A 15011-nucleotide genomic window follows, 5' to 3' on the forward strand; every position below is an offset into this window, starting at 1 on the left:
GGTGACAATGCCATCTACGTGCACTGCAACATTACCGATGAAGACAGTGTCGGCGCGGCAGTGGACGCAGCCGTCAGTCGTTTTGGCAAGCTCGATATCCTTTTCAACAGTGCCGGCATTGTCGGTGCCGTGGGCCCGGTCGCGACCACCCCCGGCGCCGAGTGGCGCTTCAGTATCGATGTGCTGTTGAACGGGGCCTTCTATTGCACCAAGCACGCGGCGCGGGTAATGGTGCCACAGCGCTCCGGTTCCATCATCAATATGGCCAGCACGGCGGGCCTGATGGGTGGCCTGGGGCCGCATGCCTACACCGCGGCCAAACACGGTGTGGTGGGGCTGACCAAGAACGTGGCAGCGGAACTGGCGGGCAGCACAGTGCGCGTGAATGCGATCGCCGCCGCGTCCATGGCCACGCCCATGGTGGCGAGTGTTCTGACCGGTAACCCCGCTGATATCGAGGGCGCGAAGGCGATCCTTGCCGAGGCGTCCCCGCTGCGTGGCCGCCCGGGCCTGGCGGAAGATGTGGCGAACGCCGCACTGTGGCTGGCGAGTGATGAATCCGGCTACACCACAGGGCACACCCTGACCACGGATGCGGGCTTTACCGTGGGAGCGACCGCCGCCGGCCCCGCGTTCGCGGAGTATCAGCCGATGATCCGCGAGGCGGGGAAATCTGGTTTACCTGATGCCGACTAAAAGTTGACCGCCCAGCCCGGGGCGCCGGACTTTCGCCAGAGCAGGTCCGCGCCCTTTGTCCACCCGCAAAATTTTTGAATACTATTCAAAACAAATGTTGTGAAGTCCCTTTTTTTGAATTACATTAAAGAGTCTGCAAGGGCTGCCTATGCTCGGTTCGAGCGGCGTGCGGCCAGAGGTAACACCTCACAATATTCTAATTTTAAGTGAATGAGGGGATAGTCAATGTACAACTTCAACAGGAAAGTTCTGGGTTCGGCTGTGTGCCTTGCTTTGACGCAGGTAGTTGCCGGTGGCAATGCCCTCGCGCAAGATGAGGATCGGTCCAGCAGGTTGCAACTGGAAGAAGTGGTGGTAACCGGCACCAAACGTTCGGTTGCACAGCAGGATCTGTCGGTTGCCGTGACCACAGTAACGTCCAAGCAGCTTGAAACCACCTTCCAGAACGATGTGACCGCGTTGACCCAGCTGGCGCCCAACGTGAACCTGACACCGCAGACGGGGTTCAATGCCATCGCCGGTGGCATGCGTGGCACCGGGTTCAACTCCATCCTGGTGACCAAGGATGCTTCGGTCGGCATCACCGTGGATGAGTTCGCCTTCAACCATGTGCAGTCACAGTTTATTGAAATGTTCGACATGGAGCAGGTGGAAATCTACCGCGGCCCGCAGGGGACGCTGTTCGGTAAAAATACAACCGGCGGGGCGATTGCCTTCACCACCAAGAAGCCCGTGCTCGGTGAGTTTTTTGGCGACATCGAAGGAAACTACTCGCAGTTTGCATCGAATGATTCCAATGCCACCAAGCTCAAGGCCAGCCTGAACGTGCCCCTGGGCGAGACCGTCGCGGCTCGCCTCGCGGTTATCCAGGACAAGAGTGATGGCTTTTACACCAACGACAAGCCGGCCGGCGGTGAATTCCAGAGCTTCGGCTGCCCCTTCCCCGGCCAGCCCGGATCCGCGGAGTGTAATGATGCAGCGCGCTCCAAGTTCCCCGATGTTGGTCGCGGAGAGGACCTCGGTGGCAAGGATGTGCTGGCCGCCAAGCTGAAATTCCGCTGGCAGCCCAGCGACTTCTATCTTGCCGACCTTATCTTCGAGTATGTGCAGGATCGCGGCGATACCGTGGCGGCGGCAAACGAAACACCGCTGGCCAGTCAGAATGGCGGTGAGGGCTACCTGTGGCCGATTGCCGGCTTCCCGGGTATCGGTGGCGGCGACCCCTTCTCCACCGGTCAGTCCTACACGGCTACCCCGGTGGTCGACATTCCTGGCGGCCACAAGATTGATGCGGACGGCGTTTACCTGAACCAGACCTTTGCGTTCGACAAATTCGATGTGATGTGGATCATGGGTACCAGGAGCCAGGACGAGGTGCTCGCCAGTACCTATACCGGCGAGGCCTATACCTCTCAGTACGATGCGAGCCGCAACTCCAAGCGTGAGCAGCTGCAAAACGAACTGCGCTTCTCTTCCAACTTCAGCGGCCCGTTCAACTTCGTCACGGGTGCCAGCTACTACGAAGACGATGTCGACTTCCTGGTGTTTGGCAACCTGGGCTACTTCCTGATATTTGCCGGTCCCGCGGCCGAATTCTATCGGGATACCTACGAAGTTCAGGTAACCAGCCAGGAGCGCCAGGGCGTCGCCTATTACATCGATGGCAGCTATGACCTGACCGATTCGCTGAAGCTTTCCCTGGGTTTCCGCCACACCCAGGACGAGAAGGTCTTCGCCCGTCGCAGTCTCGGTACTGCAGAGAATCCCGTCAGCAACTTCATTACGGTAGACCAGTTCAAGGGGCCGCATACCAATCCGCTGCCGATCTCTGCCTTTGGCAATGTTATCGATGACAAGAAGGATTTCAGTGCCAATACCTATCGGATCGTCCTCGACTACAACTGGTCAGACGAGCTGATGACCTACGTGAGCTTTGCCACCGGCTTTGTTTCCGGCGGTTTCTCTGAGACCTGTGGCAGTGCGCTCAGCTGCTCGCCGTACTCCAGCGAGGAGAATGAAAACTTCGAGATCGGTGCCAAGGCCGACATGCTCGATGGCAAACTGAGGATGAACGGGGCCCTGTTCCACACGGTCTACGAGAATCTGCAGCGCGACACTGTGGTGGCATTCAAGGACGCAGCGGGCAACGACTTCCAGGAAACCATTGCCCTGAACGAGGGTGAAAGCACGGCGGTTGGTCTGGAGCTTGAACTCAGCTACCTGCCGATCAACAGCCTGCGCTTTGACGTCAACTTCGGCTGGCTGGATCACGAGTACGACAGCTACAATCCCGGCTTTGATCCCACGACCCTGGGTCTTGTCGGCGCCCCGCAGCCGTTTGACTTTTCCTCTCTGGAAGTGCCCTACTCGCCTGAGTTCAATGGTGGGGTGAGCGCTACCTACTTCCAGGAGCTGTCCAGCGGCGGCCTGCTGACCTACAACCTGAATTTCCACTACCAGGGCGAGGCAGAGGTCAACCCGGCTCCCGCCAGCGCCCAGGGGGGCACGCTTGAAAACCCCATCCTGCGGCAGAAGGCCAACACGCAGCTGGAAGAGCGTACCCTGGTCAATGCCTACGTGACCTGGGAGTCGCCTGACAGTGCGTTTGAGGTTTCCCTCTACGGCAAGAACCTGACAGATGAGACCTATCGGGTGTCGGCAAACCCGGTTGCGAATCTCTGGAACTTCACCACCTACGGCGCCCCGCGTGAGCTGGGTATTCAGCTTGGCTATTCGTTCTAGTTAGGTAGTTGCGAGTAGTTGCTGGAAGTCGGCCTGGCAGTGATCGGTTGCAAGACCGCCATGACTGCCGGGCCGATCCGTTTAACGGCTTCCTGTGGCCGGTAAGAAGGAGTTTAACGTGCATCGGGTATTTTCAGGATTCTTCGCCTGGGTAGTAATGACTGCGCCCGTCCTGGCCGCTACCGCGGTGATCAGTGGCGAGGACCTCTTCAGTGAGAACTGTCTTGCCTGCCATGACGGTGGAGCTCCGAAAGCGCCTCACGTCGTCATGCTCCAGATCATGAGCCCCGAGAGCGTGCTGGCGGCGATGGAATCCGGGGTCATGAAAACCCAGTCTGCGCACCTCGATGCGGAGCAGAAGGTGGCCATTGCCGAGTTCCTGGGCGGGCGTGCGATCAGTGCCGAGCCGCTGGTTGTCAGCAATTTTTGTGCGAAAGGCCCGGACGACAAAGCGTCGGGGCACGCGGTGACCAGCTGGGGCATGGGTGCAACCAATCCCCGCAGTGTCCCCGGCAGCGTGTCCGGGATCAATCGCGAGAACACACCCTCCCTGACCTTGAGCTGGGCCTATGCCTTCCCCGGGGCGACCCGGGTCAGGTCCCAGCCGACGGTACACCGTGGCGTCATCTACACCGGCACCCAGGACGGCAGGGTCTACGCCATAGACCTGGAGTCCGGATGTACCCACTGGGTATACGCCGCGAAGGCCGAGGTGCGTTCCTCGGTATCGGTTCACGAGGGCGCTGACCCCGCTGCGGTCACGCTGTATTTCGGCGACTTCAACGGCAATGTATACGCGCTCAATGGGGCCACGGGCGATCCGCTCTGGATTCACAATGTCGATGATCACCCTGATGTGACGATTACCGGCAGCCCCAAACTGCACGGCGATACCCTGTATGTGCCGATGTCCTCCCGGGAGTGGGCAACCGCTGCCGACCCCAACTATCCCTGCTGTACCTTCCGCGGGGGAGTGGCGGCGTTCGATGTGCAGAGTGGCGCCATGCGCTGGAAAAATTATGTCGTGGGCGATGAACCCTCCGCTACCGGCACCAAAACTGCGCTGGGCACGCCGATCCTGGCGCCGTCCGGCGCCCCGGTCTGGAACTCACCAGCCATCGATGAGGCGCGCGGTGTCCTTTATGTAGGCACCGGTGAGGCCTACAGCTCCCCCGCGCACGGGGCCAGTGATGCCGTGGTTGCTTTCGACCTGGATACCGGCGAGCGGCGCTGGGTACACCAGGCCCTGGCGGGCGATGCCTGGAACATGAGCTGCAACCTGGCGCAGCCCGACAACTGCCCGCAGGAAGACGGTCCCGACTTCGATATTGGCGCGGCTACTATCCTGCATCGCGACAGCGCGGGCAGGGAACGCCTGCTGGTGGGCCAGAAGTCCGGGGATGTGTTCGCCCTGGATCCTGCGGAGCAGGGTGAACTGCTGTGGAAAACCGCGGTAGGCCGTGGCGGGTTCTACGGCGGTGTGCACTGGGGCATGGCCGTCGACCCGGAGCGGGATGTGGTTTATGCGCCCATTGCCGATACCGACATCAATGACCGCTTTAAGGGGCAGCGCAAGCCCGGTCTGCACGCGCTTGATATCAAGACGGGCGAGATTCTGTGGGAGGCCCCTGTGGCGCTGTCCTGTGCCGAGGGCTCGCCGCCGGGATGTGACCCGGGGCTGTCGGCTGCCGTAACCGCCACCGCGGGAGTTGTGTTCTCCGGCGCCCTGGATGGCACGCTGCGCGCTTATGACAGCCGCACGGGCGAGTTGATCTGGCAGTACGACACGGTCCGCAAGTACGACAGCGTCTCGGGAATCGAGGGCCAGGGTGGGGCGATTGAATCCGACGGCGCGGTGCTTGTCGATGGCAGTCTGTTGATCAACTCGGGCTACCTCTGGGGAGGACGCCTGCCAGGCAACGTTCTCCTGCGCTTCAGCGTAGAGCGGTAAAGAAAACCGGCAGATTGGTCTCTCGCCTGGTACCCATGTGCTGCCGCGAGTTCTGGCCGCGCATGTTGCAGACTTGCTTTGCCCCCGGGCACAGGGGGCTTCCACCCACACTGAAAGGCAAACAGGTTGAACCATGACAAGACGCAAAACCCCAAGTGGACCGCAGTTTGATACCGAGCAGCTGCTGCATGCCTACCGCACCATGCGCACCATTCGCGCCTTCGAGACGCGTGTCGGGCAGGAGTTCGAGAAAGGCACGATCCCCGGATTCACCCATCTGTATTCCGCCCAGGAAGCCATTGCGACCGCGGTGTGCATGAATCTTCTCGACAGCGACTACATTGGCAGTACCCATCGCGGGCATGGGCATTCCATCGCCAAGGGTTGTGATGTCAAAGGCATGCTCGCGGAGATCATGGGCAAGGCGACCGGCCTGTGCAAGGGCAAGGGCGGCTCCATGCACGTCGCGGACCTGAGCAAGGGCATGCTCGGCGCCAACGGCATCGTCGGCGGTTCGGCGCCTCTCTGTGTCGGCGCCGGATTGAGCGCCAAGACCCGGGGCACCCGGGGCGTCTCCGTGTCCTTTATTGGCGACGGCGGCTCCAACGAGGGCGTTGTGTTTGAGTCCATGAATCTGGCCGTGGTGCTGAAACTGCCGGTGCTGTTCATGTACGAAAACAATGGCTACGGCGAGGCCACGGGGTTCAGCTACGCGGTCGGATCAGGCGACATTTCCGGTCGCGCGGGGGCCTTTGGTATGCCGGCGGAGAAAGTCGACGGCACGGACTTCTTTGCGGTGCACAAGGCGGTGAAAGTCGCGGTCGAGAGGGCTCGTGACGGCGGCGGACCCTCAGCCATTGAAGCCATGACCACGCGCTTTGGCGGCCATTTTGTCGGCGACCCGCAGCTCTATCGCGCCAAGGGAGAAGTTGAGCAGCTGCGTCGGGAGATGGACTGTATCACCTACTTTGTCGATCGCGTACTGAAGGACAAGTCAGTGACGCGGAAAGCGCTGCAGCAGATCGATGAAGAGGTAGACGCGCTGATCGAGGAGGCCGTCGAGGAGGCGCTCGCTGCGCCCTATCCTGCTCCCGAGGAGCTCTTCACTGACGTCTACAAAACTTACTGAGTACTGATTTCATGCCGAAGAAAACGATACGAGAAGTTATTCACGACACCATCCAGGACGAAATGCGCCGGGATCCCACCGTTATCCTGATGGGGGAGGACGTGGCCGGTGGTGCCGGCTGCAGCGGTGAAGACGACGCCTTTGGTGGTGCCTTTGGTTTCTATAAGGGCCTGGTTGGCGAGTTCGGTCGGGAGCGGATCATCGACACCCCGATTTCGGAAGCGGCCTATATTGGCGCCGCCGCCGGAGCGGCTCTGACCGGTCTGCGGCCGATCGCCGACCTGCAGTTCTTCGACTTCCTGGGGGTCTGCTTCGACCAGATCTACAATCAGATGGCGAAGTTCCGCTATATGTTCGGAGGCAAGTCGGACACGCCGCTGGTGCTGCTGTCACTGGTCGGCGCGGGGCTGCGCTGCGGTGCCCAGCACTCGCAGAGCCTCCACCCCCAGGTGACCGCAGTGCCTGGCCTCAAGGTGGTCATGCCGGAAAATGCCTACGACACCAAGGGTCTGCTGCTGACAGCCATTCGCGATGATGACCCGGTTCTGTTCCTGTTGCACAAGTTGCAGTTCGAGAATGCCTGCGAGGTTCCGGACGAAGAGTACTTGATCCCGTTCGGCCAGGCGGCATTCCCCCGCGAGGGCACCGACGTCACCATCGTGGCGTTTTCCGCCATGGTGCAGAAAGCGGTGGCCGTCGCTGACCGCCTGCAGAAAGAGGGCATTTCGGTCGAAGTCATCGATCCTCGCACGACCTCGCCACTGGATGAAGAAGCCATCCTGGAAAGCGTCGAGATGACGGGCAGGGTGGTTATCGTCGATGAGGCCTGGGAGCGCTGCAGCGTTGCGGCCGATATCGCCAGTATCGTGGCCCGGAAAGCATTCGGTGCACTGCAGGCCCCGGTCATGACCGTTACCGCGCCGCATACGCCCGCTCCTTTCAGTCCCGTGCTTGAAGACCTCTACATTCCCAGTGAGGATGATATCGAGCGCGCGGTGCGAGAGGTGGTGGCGTATCGGCGCTGATACTCCGTCTTACTTCGAGGCCACGGTGATGTCGCGTTTTTTCTATCAAGGCCTTGCGGGCGTGTTGGCTCTGTTGCTGGCTGCTCCCCTGTCTGCCTCACCCCTGGAGCGCGAGGCAACCGCGGCCAGCCATCCGGGACGGGCGCTGTTTGCGGAACATTGCGCCGCCTGCCACAGCGGCGGCCAGCCGAAAGCGCCCAGCCTGGAAATGATGGGCTACCTGGCCCCGGCGTCGCTGTACCGGGTGCTGACCGAGGGCGGAATGCGGTCCATGGCGGAGCAGCTGTCGGACCTCGAGAAGCGCCACATCACCGCATTCGTGACCGGGCGGGAGTTGTCGGGGGACGATGGTTCCAGTGCGCTGCTGTTCTGTGAATCCGGCCCCGAGCGCGAGGCCCTGGCCATACCGGACACGGTCGGCTGGGGCGTTACCCCCGCCAATACCCGGGCGTATACTGCGGCGCAGACAGCACTGTCCCGCGACAACCTGGGCCGGTTGCGGCTGAAGTGGGCTTTTGGTTTTCCGGATGCCGTGCGGGCCCGCTCGCAGCCACTGGTGGCGGGCGATCGCGTGTTCGTCGGCAGTCAGGACGGTACGGTCTACGCCCTGGATCGCGACAGCGGCTGCGTTCACTGGCGCTTTTTTGCTCGCAGTGAAGTGCGCACAGGGATCGTCATGGCGGGCGATGGAAACGATCCCCTGCTGCTGTTCGGCGATTACCTGGGTTATGTCTACGCGGTCGGCGCCAACGACGGCGAGCTGCGCTGGGATGACAAGGCCGACGATCATCCCGCTGCCACCATTACGGGCACGCCGGCGGTTCACGATACCAGCCTGTATGTACCCGTCACCTCGCTGGAAGTCGCCAGCGCCGCCCGTTCAAGCTATCCCTGCTGCAGCTTTCGCGGCTCCGTCGTCGCCTACGACTGGCGTACGGGCGAGCGACGCTGGCAGACCTACAGCATTCCCGAGCTGCCGCAGCAGGTGGGCGAGAACTCGCCGGGTGTAGCGCGCTTTGCGCCGTCCGGGGCCGGGATCTGGAACACACCCACCATTGATGCGGAGCGGGGTGTGCTCTATGTCGGCACGGGGCAGAACTACTCGTCGCCCACCTCTGCTACCAGCGACGCGGTACTGGCGGTAACCCTGGACACGGGGGAGCTGCGCTGGGTATTCCAGACCCGTCGCGACGCCTGGAACGTCGCCTGTGAGATGGCGGACCGCAGCAATTGCCCGGAAGAGGCTGGCGACGACTCCGATATGGATATTGGCGCAGCGGTGATTCTGGCGCGGGGCACTGACGGCAGTGACTATCTGCTGGCGGGCCAGAAGTCGGGGCAGGTCTGGGGCCTGAAGCCTGCGGACGGCAGCCTGGTCTGGCAGCGCAAGCTGGGGCGCGGCGGCATGCTGGGTGGTGTGCATTTCGGCATGGCGGCTGCTGCGGGCACGCTGGTGGTGCCGATCAATGACGAAGATGTGCAGCTGAGCGCGTCTGCGGCTGGCAGTCGCTGGAACGGCGAGCAGCGGCCGGGCGTGTATGCGCTGGACGTCGCCAGCGGCGAGTCGCGCTGGTCCTGGCCGGCAGAGACCGTCTGTGACGGGCGGCCGCTGTGCAAACCGGGACACAGCGCCCCGGCGACCGTGACCGGGGAGCTGGTGATCACCGGCAGCCTGGATGGCCACATTCGCATTCATGACCTTCGCGACGGCAAGGTGCTCTGGCGTTACGACACCGTGCGCGACTTCCCGACACCGGGCGGTGGTACGGCGCGTGGGGGTGCGATGGCGGGGGGCTCCGGTGCGGTGCTGCAGGATGAACTTTTGTTGATGAACTCCGGTTACATGCTGGTACACCACATGCCGGGTAACGTGCTGCTGGCCTTTGAGCTGGCGGAGGCCGGGGAATGACCCTTGGCGGTTTTCCATCTGGCCGGTCCGGATGCGCACAGGAATTGATGGCGGAGAGCAGTAAATGAGTGTGATCAGTACAGTCACCATGCCCAAGTGGGGCATGGAGATGGTCGAGGGCGAGATCGCCGAGTGGCACGTCAGCGAGGGCGATACCATTGCCGCGGGCGACGATCTGGTCGATGTGGAGACCAGCAAGATAGTCAACACGGTCAGCGCCCCGGTCGGGGGTGTGGTCAGGCGGCTGCTGGCCAGTGCCGGTGAGGTGATTGCGGTGGGCCGCGTGCTCGCGGTGATTGCACCCGCCGATACGCCCGCGGAGGAGATCGAGCAGTACCTGGCGGGACAGGCCGCGCCGGTGCCGAGTTCGGCGCAGAAACCCGCGGACACGGCGCCCGAGCCGGCGCCGGCGAAGGTTCAGGACAGCCCCGCAGCTGCTGCGCCACCCGCGCCGGTGGCCGCGTCGCTGGCGGGTGCCGAGGACGACAGCGGTGTTGCCGCCACGCCGGTGGCGCGCCGGGTGGCCCGGGAGCAGGGCATCAACCTGACCCGGGTGTCCGCATCGGGTCGCCACGGCCGGGTTACCCTGGCCGACATCGAGGCCGCCCTGCAGGCCGCCGGGCGGCAGCTGGCAAAGCCGCACTCGGCCGCACGCCCGGACCTGGGGCCGCCGCCGCGGGATGACAGCGCGGTAGCGGCCTCGCCGGTAGCGCGCCGCCTCGCCCGTGAGCTGGGGGTCAGTCTGCTGGACTGCCGCGCCAGTGGCAGGCACGGGCGGGTCAGCAAGGCGGATGTCGAAGCGGCGTCCGGGCGATCGTCGGCGACTCCAGGCGCGCGACCGGCGCCGGACCGGGAGGTCGCGGCTCGCGTGGAGGCCCGGCCCCTGTCCGGCATGCGTCGCACCATCGCGGCGCGGCTGCAGGCCTCCAAGCGCGAGGCGCCGCACTTCCGGGTGCAGGCGGAGGTCGAGGTCGACGGCCTGCTGGCGGTGCGGGAGCAACTCAACCGGCAGTACAGTGAGGCGAAGGTGTCCCTCAACGATCTGCTGGTCAAGGCCTGCGCCTGCGCCCTGGTCGCGGTGCCGGGTGTCAATGTGCAGTTCGACGGCGATACCGTGCAGCAGTTTGCGGATGCCGATATCGCGGTGGCGGTGGCGCTGGATGAGGGGTTGATTACCCCCATCGTGCGCGGTGCCAACCGCAAGGGCGTGCTGGCGATCTCCAACGAGATCCGCGATCTCGCCACCCGGGCGAAACTGGGCACCCTGCGCCCGGAGGAATTCCAGGGGGGCAGCTTCAGCGTGTCGAACCTGGGCATGTACGGTATCGACCAGTTCGACGCCATCATCAACAGTCCCCAGGGGGCAATCCTGGCGGCCGGCACAGCGCAGCAGCGGCCGGTGGTCAGGCAGGGTGAGCTGGCCGTGGCGACGGTGCTGACACTGTCCCTGTCCAGTGACCACAGGATCATCGATGGCGCCCTCGCCGCGCGGTTCCTGTCCGCGTTGCGCGGTTTCCTGGAAAACCCGGCCACCATGCTGGCCTGAGGAGCACCGAGTTGAATACTCGCTATGACCTGATGGTGGTGGGCGGGGGGCCCGGCGGCTATGTCGCCGCCATTCGCGCCGCCCAGTTGGGCTTTCGCACCGCCCTGGTGGAGCGGGAGTCCCTCGGTGGGGTCTGCCTGAACTGGGGTTGTATCCCGACCAAGGCACTGCTGCGGGGCGCCGAGATTGCCCACACCCTGCGCACGGCCCGGGACTTTGGCTTTACCGTTGGCGAGACATCCCTGGATCTGCAGGCCCTGGTGGGGCACAGCCGCGCGGTGGCCGAGCGCCTCAGCGGCGGGATTGCCCAGCTGCTGCGCAAGCACGGAGTGACGCATCTCAGGGGGCAGGCGCGGCTGGCGGGCAAATGTGCCCTGGTCGTCGAAAGCGAAGGCGAGCAGCAGGATTATCGGGCCGATCATATCGTGCTGGCCACCGGTGCCCGGGCCCGCCAGCTGCCAGGGGTTAACGCCACTGATGCGCTGGTGTGGGGCGCGCGCGAGGCGATGACGCCAACGGCGCTGCCGGCACGGCTGCTGGTGATTGGCGGGGGCGCAATCGGGGTGGAGTTTGCCAGCCTCTACGCCGACCTGGGCAGTGAAGTGACGCTGGTGGAAATGGCCAGCCGGATCCTGCCCGAGGCGGATACGGAGATCGCGGACCGGGCGCAGGCAGCGCTGACAGAGCGAGGTATCCGCATTGTGACCGGCTACTCGGTGGCGCAACTGGAGCCGCGGGGAGAGACCGCGCTGGCGGCCACGCTGGCATCCTCGGCAGATTCAGCCGAGATCCACCTTGCAGCGGACCGGGCGGTAGTCGCGGTGGGGGTGACGGGTAACATCGAGGATCTGGGCCTGGAACTTGTCGGCGCCGAGACCCGCCGGGGTTTCCTGGTGGCCGACGACTGGGGTCGCACCGGCGTGGTGGGGCTCTATGCGGTCGGCGACGTGGCCGGGCCGCCCTGGCTCGCGCACAAGGCCAGTCAGCAGGCGGTGCAGTGCGTCGAGCACATCGCCGGTGTCGGTCGCAGCCAGCCCCTGCAGATGTCGCGGATCCCCGCCTGTATTTACAGCCGGCCGCAGATCGCCAGCGTCGGCCTCACCGAAGCGCAGGCCCGCAGCCTGGGGCGCCCGCTGCGGGTTGGCCGTGCACCGCTGCATGCGAATGGCAAGGCGCTGGCCATGGGGGAGGGCAGTGGGCTGGTAAAGACCCTGTTCGACGAGGCCACCGGCGAGCTGCTGGGCGCCCACCTGATCGGGCCGGAAGTGACGGAGCTGGTGCAGGGTTTTGCCCTGGCACAACAGCTGGAGGCCACCGAAAACGACCTGCTGGATACGGTGTTCCCGCACCCCACGCTGTCAGAGTCCATGCACGAGTCGGTGCTGGACGCCCTGGGCCGGGCCATTCACCATTAACGCCCGGTGCCGGCTTCCAGGGTATTGATCCCGGGTGGCGAGTTCGTGACCACCACGGCTGTTTGAAGCGTTTTGAAAGGGAAAGTGTATGAGACTCAAGGGCAAGCACTGCATCGTCACCGGGGGAGCCAGCGGCATTGGCGAGGCAACCGTGCGGCGGTTTGTCGAGGAAGGCGCAGAGGTGCTCATTGCCGACCTGAATCTCGACGCGGCCCGGACCCTGGCAGCTGAACTGGGCGCCGCTGTGACAGCCGCGCAGTGCGACGTGCGCCAGGAGGCGGACGTCAAGCAGGTCGCGGCAACCGCGTTTGGGCAGTGGAGCAGCGTGGACGTTCTGGTCAACAATGCCGGCGTCGAGTTGAACAAGGCTTACGATGAGACCACGGTCGATGACTGGGACCGGGTTCTCGACACCAACCTCCGGGGGCCGTGGCTGTTTTGCAAATACATTGTGCCGCACATGGTCAAGCGTGGCTCCGGCAGCGTCGTCAACGTGTCGTCGCTGAACGGCCTGGTCGGGTTCCCCCTGTCGACCGCCTATGGCAGCGCCAAGGGTGGCCTGGTGGTGTTGACACGGGACCTGGCGATTGAGCTGGGCGCCTCGGGTGTGCGGGTCAACTGTGTCTGCCCCGGTGTGATCGCGACCCCGATGATGGACCGCTGGACCCGGTTGATGCCCGACCAGGCTGAGGCCCAGGACATGCTGCGCGGCGTCATGCCGGTAGCCCGCATGGGCGAAGCGGCCGAGGTCGCGGGGGCGATCCTGTTCTTCGCCTCCGACGATTCAACGCTGTGCCAGGGCTCAATCCTGTCCGTCGATGGCGGGTTCACCGCACAGTAACGGGTAGCGGTTCGTTTTACTCTGCTGCCCCACGGCGCTTTTGCGGCCGGCGTTGGGTAGCAGGCAGTCTGCCGTGATTGATCGCGGTTAACGCTGTACCAGGGAGAGCTATGAAATCACTGTTGGCCGTTGTCGCGCTTGGTTTATTACCCCTGCTCGCCGATGCGGCAAAGCCCTATGTGGAAGAGGTGCTGACTCTTCAACAGGCACGCGACCTGATTGCGGGGTGCGAGCGCTACGCGGCGGAGCACGAGCTCGCGGCCCTGTCGATGGCAGTCTACGATGCCTCGGGGAACCTGAAACTGTTTGCCCGCCAGGACGGCGCTACCCGGGCCACGGTTGAATTTGCACATATCAAGGGGCGTACGGCGGCGGTGACTGCCCTGGCCACCAGCGAGCTGGCGAAGGTCGAATTCGCGGATGCCGCGCGGCCCCTGGGCGTTCGCGATGCCGGGGGGCTCACCATCGTGCAGGGCGGTGTACCCGTGCAGTCGGCGTCGGGACAACACCTTGGGGGCTTTGGTGTTTCCGGCGCGCCCGCGGCGCAGGACGAGGCCTGTGGCCTGGCCGGCGTCACAGAGATGTTGGCACCGAACAGCTGACCGTCCGGCGCAGAGGTGACCGCTTGAACCAGGCGCGCGCGTGCCGGATTCAGCGCTTGCGCGCCCGGAGGCCTTCGTTGGAGATGTCCGCGCTGGCGGTCTGCTGGTTCAGGTCGCGCAGGAACTCGTGATTGAGGACAAACTGGATGCCCCCCGCGTCATCGGTAAACGCGACCGCGCCGTGGCCCATGAACAGGTACTCGGTCGGGACCTCACAGCGGGCCTCGTTGTGCCGGGAGCCAATCGGCTCGTAGCCGTAGGTCCCCTCGGGTGCGGAACCCACATCGTAAAGCAGCTCGCCCTTGGTGACGAAGTACTGCCCGTGACCCAGGTGCCAGTGGGGGGCGAAGGTCGCGCCCGGTTCCATGCTCACCCAGAGTACCCAGTCCCCGGTCTCTTCGCTGTAGCGCAGCAGCTTGATACGTGTTCCCGTGCCCAGTTCCACAAAGGCTACGTCCTTGAGGTTGACGATCAGGTCGCCGGAAACTCCGGGGTCGTGGGCAGCTTGCATGGGCGTGTTCTCACTCTGGTTATGTGTGTTATTGAATTTGAAAGTTATTCAAAAATATAGGCAGGGCCGGGCCCGCTGTCAAGGTGCGACTGCGCGATCCCGGCCCTGCCGCAGGGCGGTCGGGCGCTGCTAGTCCAGGGCGAATACGTACAGCGCCTGGCCGCCCGTGGGCTGGTAGATATCCGGGCTCACCACCGCGGTCATGGCCCGAAATACGCCGATCCCCGTCGGTACCGCGAGGTATTGCCTGCCGTTGACGGCGAAGGTGATCGGGTAGCCGTGCAGTGGCGCGCCGAGGCGGGTCTGCCACTTCTGCTCACCGGTCTTCACATCAAAGGCCTTGAAGTAGCGGTCCAGGTCGCCGATAAATACCAGCCCGCCAGCGGTGGTGAGGGCGCCGGTGAGGAACATGGCCCGCTGCTGGTGGGCCCAGCTCTCGCGCATGGTGCGCACGTCCCAGGCCGCCAGCCGCCCCAGCATGCCGCCGACCCCGGGCATCTCGTAGGTGCGCGAATCTGCGCCGTAACCGCCGGAGCCCGGCTCCTGTGCCACTTCCCGCCCGATCATGTCCGAGCACAGCTGGTGCAGGGGGATGATCAGGTTGCTGGTCTCGGGGCTGTAGGCGGAGGCCTGCCAGTTGTGGC

General features: G+C 64.1%; 11 protein-coding genes and 1 pseudogene. 10 read left to right on the plus strand and 2 right to left on the minus strand.

Annotated features, from left to right (window positions below; all coding sequences use genetic code 11):
* From RJQ10_RS17575 to RJQ10_RS17620, 10 genes are all read left to right on the plus strand, one after another.
* Nucleotides 1–696, plus strand: a 696-nt coding sequence (locus tag RJQ10_RS17575) for an SDR family oxidoreductase (protein ID WP_350148684.1), incomplete at its 5' end; no start/stop codon positions are given.
* 333 nt (nt 697–1029) lie between these two features.
* Nucleotides 1030–3438 (plus strand): TonB-dependent receptor, encoded by a 2409-nt coding sequence (locus tag RJQ10_RS17580; RefSeq protein WP_350148685.1) that lies wholly within the window; start codon nt 1030–1032, stop codon nt 3436–3438.
* Between the two features lie 118 nt (nt 3439–3556).
* Nucleotides 3557–5389 (plus strand): outer membrane protein assembly factor BamB family protein, encoded by a 1833-nt coding sequence (locus tag RJQ10_RS17585; protein ID WP_350148686.1) that lies wholly within the window; start codon nt 3557–3559, stop codon nt 5387–5389.
* Nucleotides 5390–5522: 133 nt separating this feature from the next.
* On the plus strand, nt 5523–6518 hold the full coding sequence (locus RJQ10_RS17590; protein ID WP_350148687.1) for a thiamine pyrophosphate-dependent dehydrogenase E1 component subunit alpha: 996 nt from the start codon (nt 5523–5525) through the stop codon (nt 6516–6518).
* Between the two features lie 11 nt (nt 6519–6529).
* Nucleotides 6530–7543 carry an alpha-ketoacid dehydrogenase subunit beta gene (locus RJQ10_RS17595; RefSeq protein WP_350148688.1) on the plus strand — a complete coding sequence of 338 codons (1014 nt, stop codon included), beginning with the start codon at nt 6530–6532 and terminating at the stop codon, nt 7541–7543.
* A gap of 28 nt (nt 7544–7571) precedes the next feature.
* Nucleotides 7572–9452: an outer membrane protein assembly factor BamB family protein gene (locus RJQ10_RS17600; RefSeq protein ID WP_350148689.1), complete on the plus strand. Its 1881-nt coding sequence runs from the start codon at nt 7572–7574 to the stop codon at nt 9450–9452.
* A gap of 64 nt (nt 9453–9516) precedes the next feature.
* Complete coding sequence (locus RJQ10_RS17605) at nt 9517–10998, plus strand: dihydrolipoamide acetyltransferase family protein (protein WP_350148690.1); 1482 nt, start codon at nt 9517–9519, stop codon at nt 10996–10998.
* An 11-nt stretch (nt 10999–11009) separates the two neighbouring features.
* Nucleotides 11010–12413: a dihydrolipoyl dehydrogenase gene (gene lpdA, locus RJQ10_RS17610; RefSeq protein WP_350148691.1), complete on the plus strand. Its 1404-nt coding sequence runs from the start codon at nt 11010–11012 to the stop codon at nt 12411–12413.
* An 88-nt stretch (nt 12414–12501) separates the two neighbouring features.
* Nucleotides 12502–13254: an SDR family NAD(P)-dependent oxidoreductase gene (locus RJQ10_RS17615; RefSeq protein WP_350148692.1), complete on the plus strand. Its 753-nt coding sequence runs from the start codon at nt 12502–12504 to the stop codon at nt 13252–13254.
* 110 nt (nt 13255–13364) lie between these two features.
* Entirely contained in the window at nt 13365–13856 is a 492-nt protein-coding gene (locus tag RJQ10_RS17620; protein ID WP_350148693.1) for a GlcG/HbpS family heme-binding protein, read from the plus strand.
* A gap of 49 nt (nt 13857–13905) precedes the next feature.
* Here the strand turns inward: RJQ10_RS17620 and RJQ10_RS17625 are convergent, their stop codons facing one another.
* On the minus strand, nt 13906–14367 hold the full coding sequence (locus RJQ10_RS17625; RefSeq protein WP_350148694.1) for a cupin domain-containing protein: 462 nt from the start codon (nt 14365–14367) through the stop codon (nt 13906–13908).
* Nucleotides 14368–14496: 129 nt separating this feature from the next.
* Nucleotides 14497–15011, minus strand: a pseudogene (locus RJQ10_RS17630) (PQQ-binding-like beta-propeller repeat protein); the annotation flags it as partial.

Origin of the sequence: Haliea sp. (assembly GCF_040222615.1) — a bacterium.
Classification (GTDB): domain Bacteria; phylum Pseudomonadota; class Gammaproteobacteria; order Pseudomonadales; family Halieaceae; genus Haliea.

Coding starts and splice junctions, on each gene's coding strand:
- RJQ10_RS17590 (WP_350148687.1), top strand. CDS start 5,523: ATGACAAGACGCAAAACCCCAAGTGGACCGCAGTTTGATACCGAGCAG.
- RJQ10_RS17595 (WP_350148688.1), top strand. CDS start 6,530: ATGCCGAAGAAAACGATACGAGAAGTTATTCACGACACCATCCAGGAC.
- RJQ10_RS17600 (WP_350148689.1), top strand. CDS start 7,572: ATGTCGCGTTTTTTCTATCAAGGCCTTGCGGGCGTGTTGGCTCTGTTG.
- RJQ10_RS17605 (WP_350148690.1), top strand. CDS start 9,517: ATGAGTGTGATCAGTACAGTCACCATGCCCAAGTGGGGCATGGAGATG.
- RJQ10_RS17615 (WP_350148692.1), top strand. CDS start 12,502: ATGAGACTCAAGGGCAAGCACTGCATCGTCACCGGGGGAGCCAGCGGC.
- RJQ10_RS17620 (WP_350148693.1), top strand. CDS start 13,365: ATGAAATCACTGTTGGCCGTTGTCGCGCTTGGTTTATTACCCCTGCTC.
- RJQ10_RS17625 (WP_350148694.1), bottom strand. CDS start 14,367: ATGCAAGCTGCCCACGACCCCGGAGTTTCCGGCGACCTGATCGTCAAC.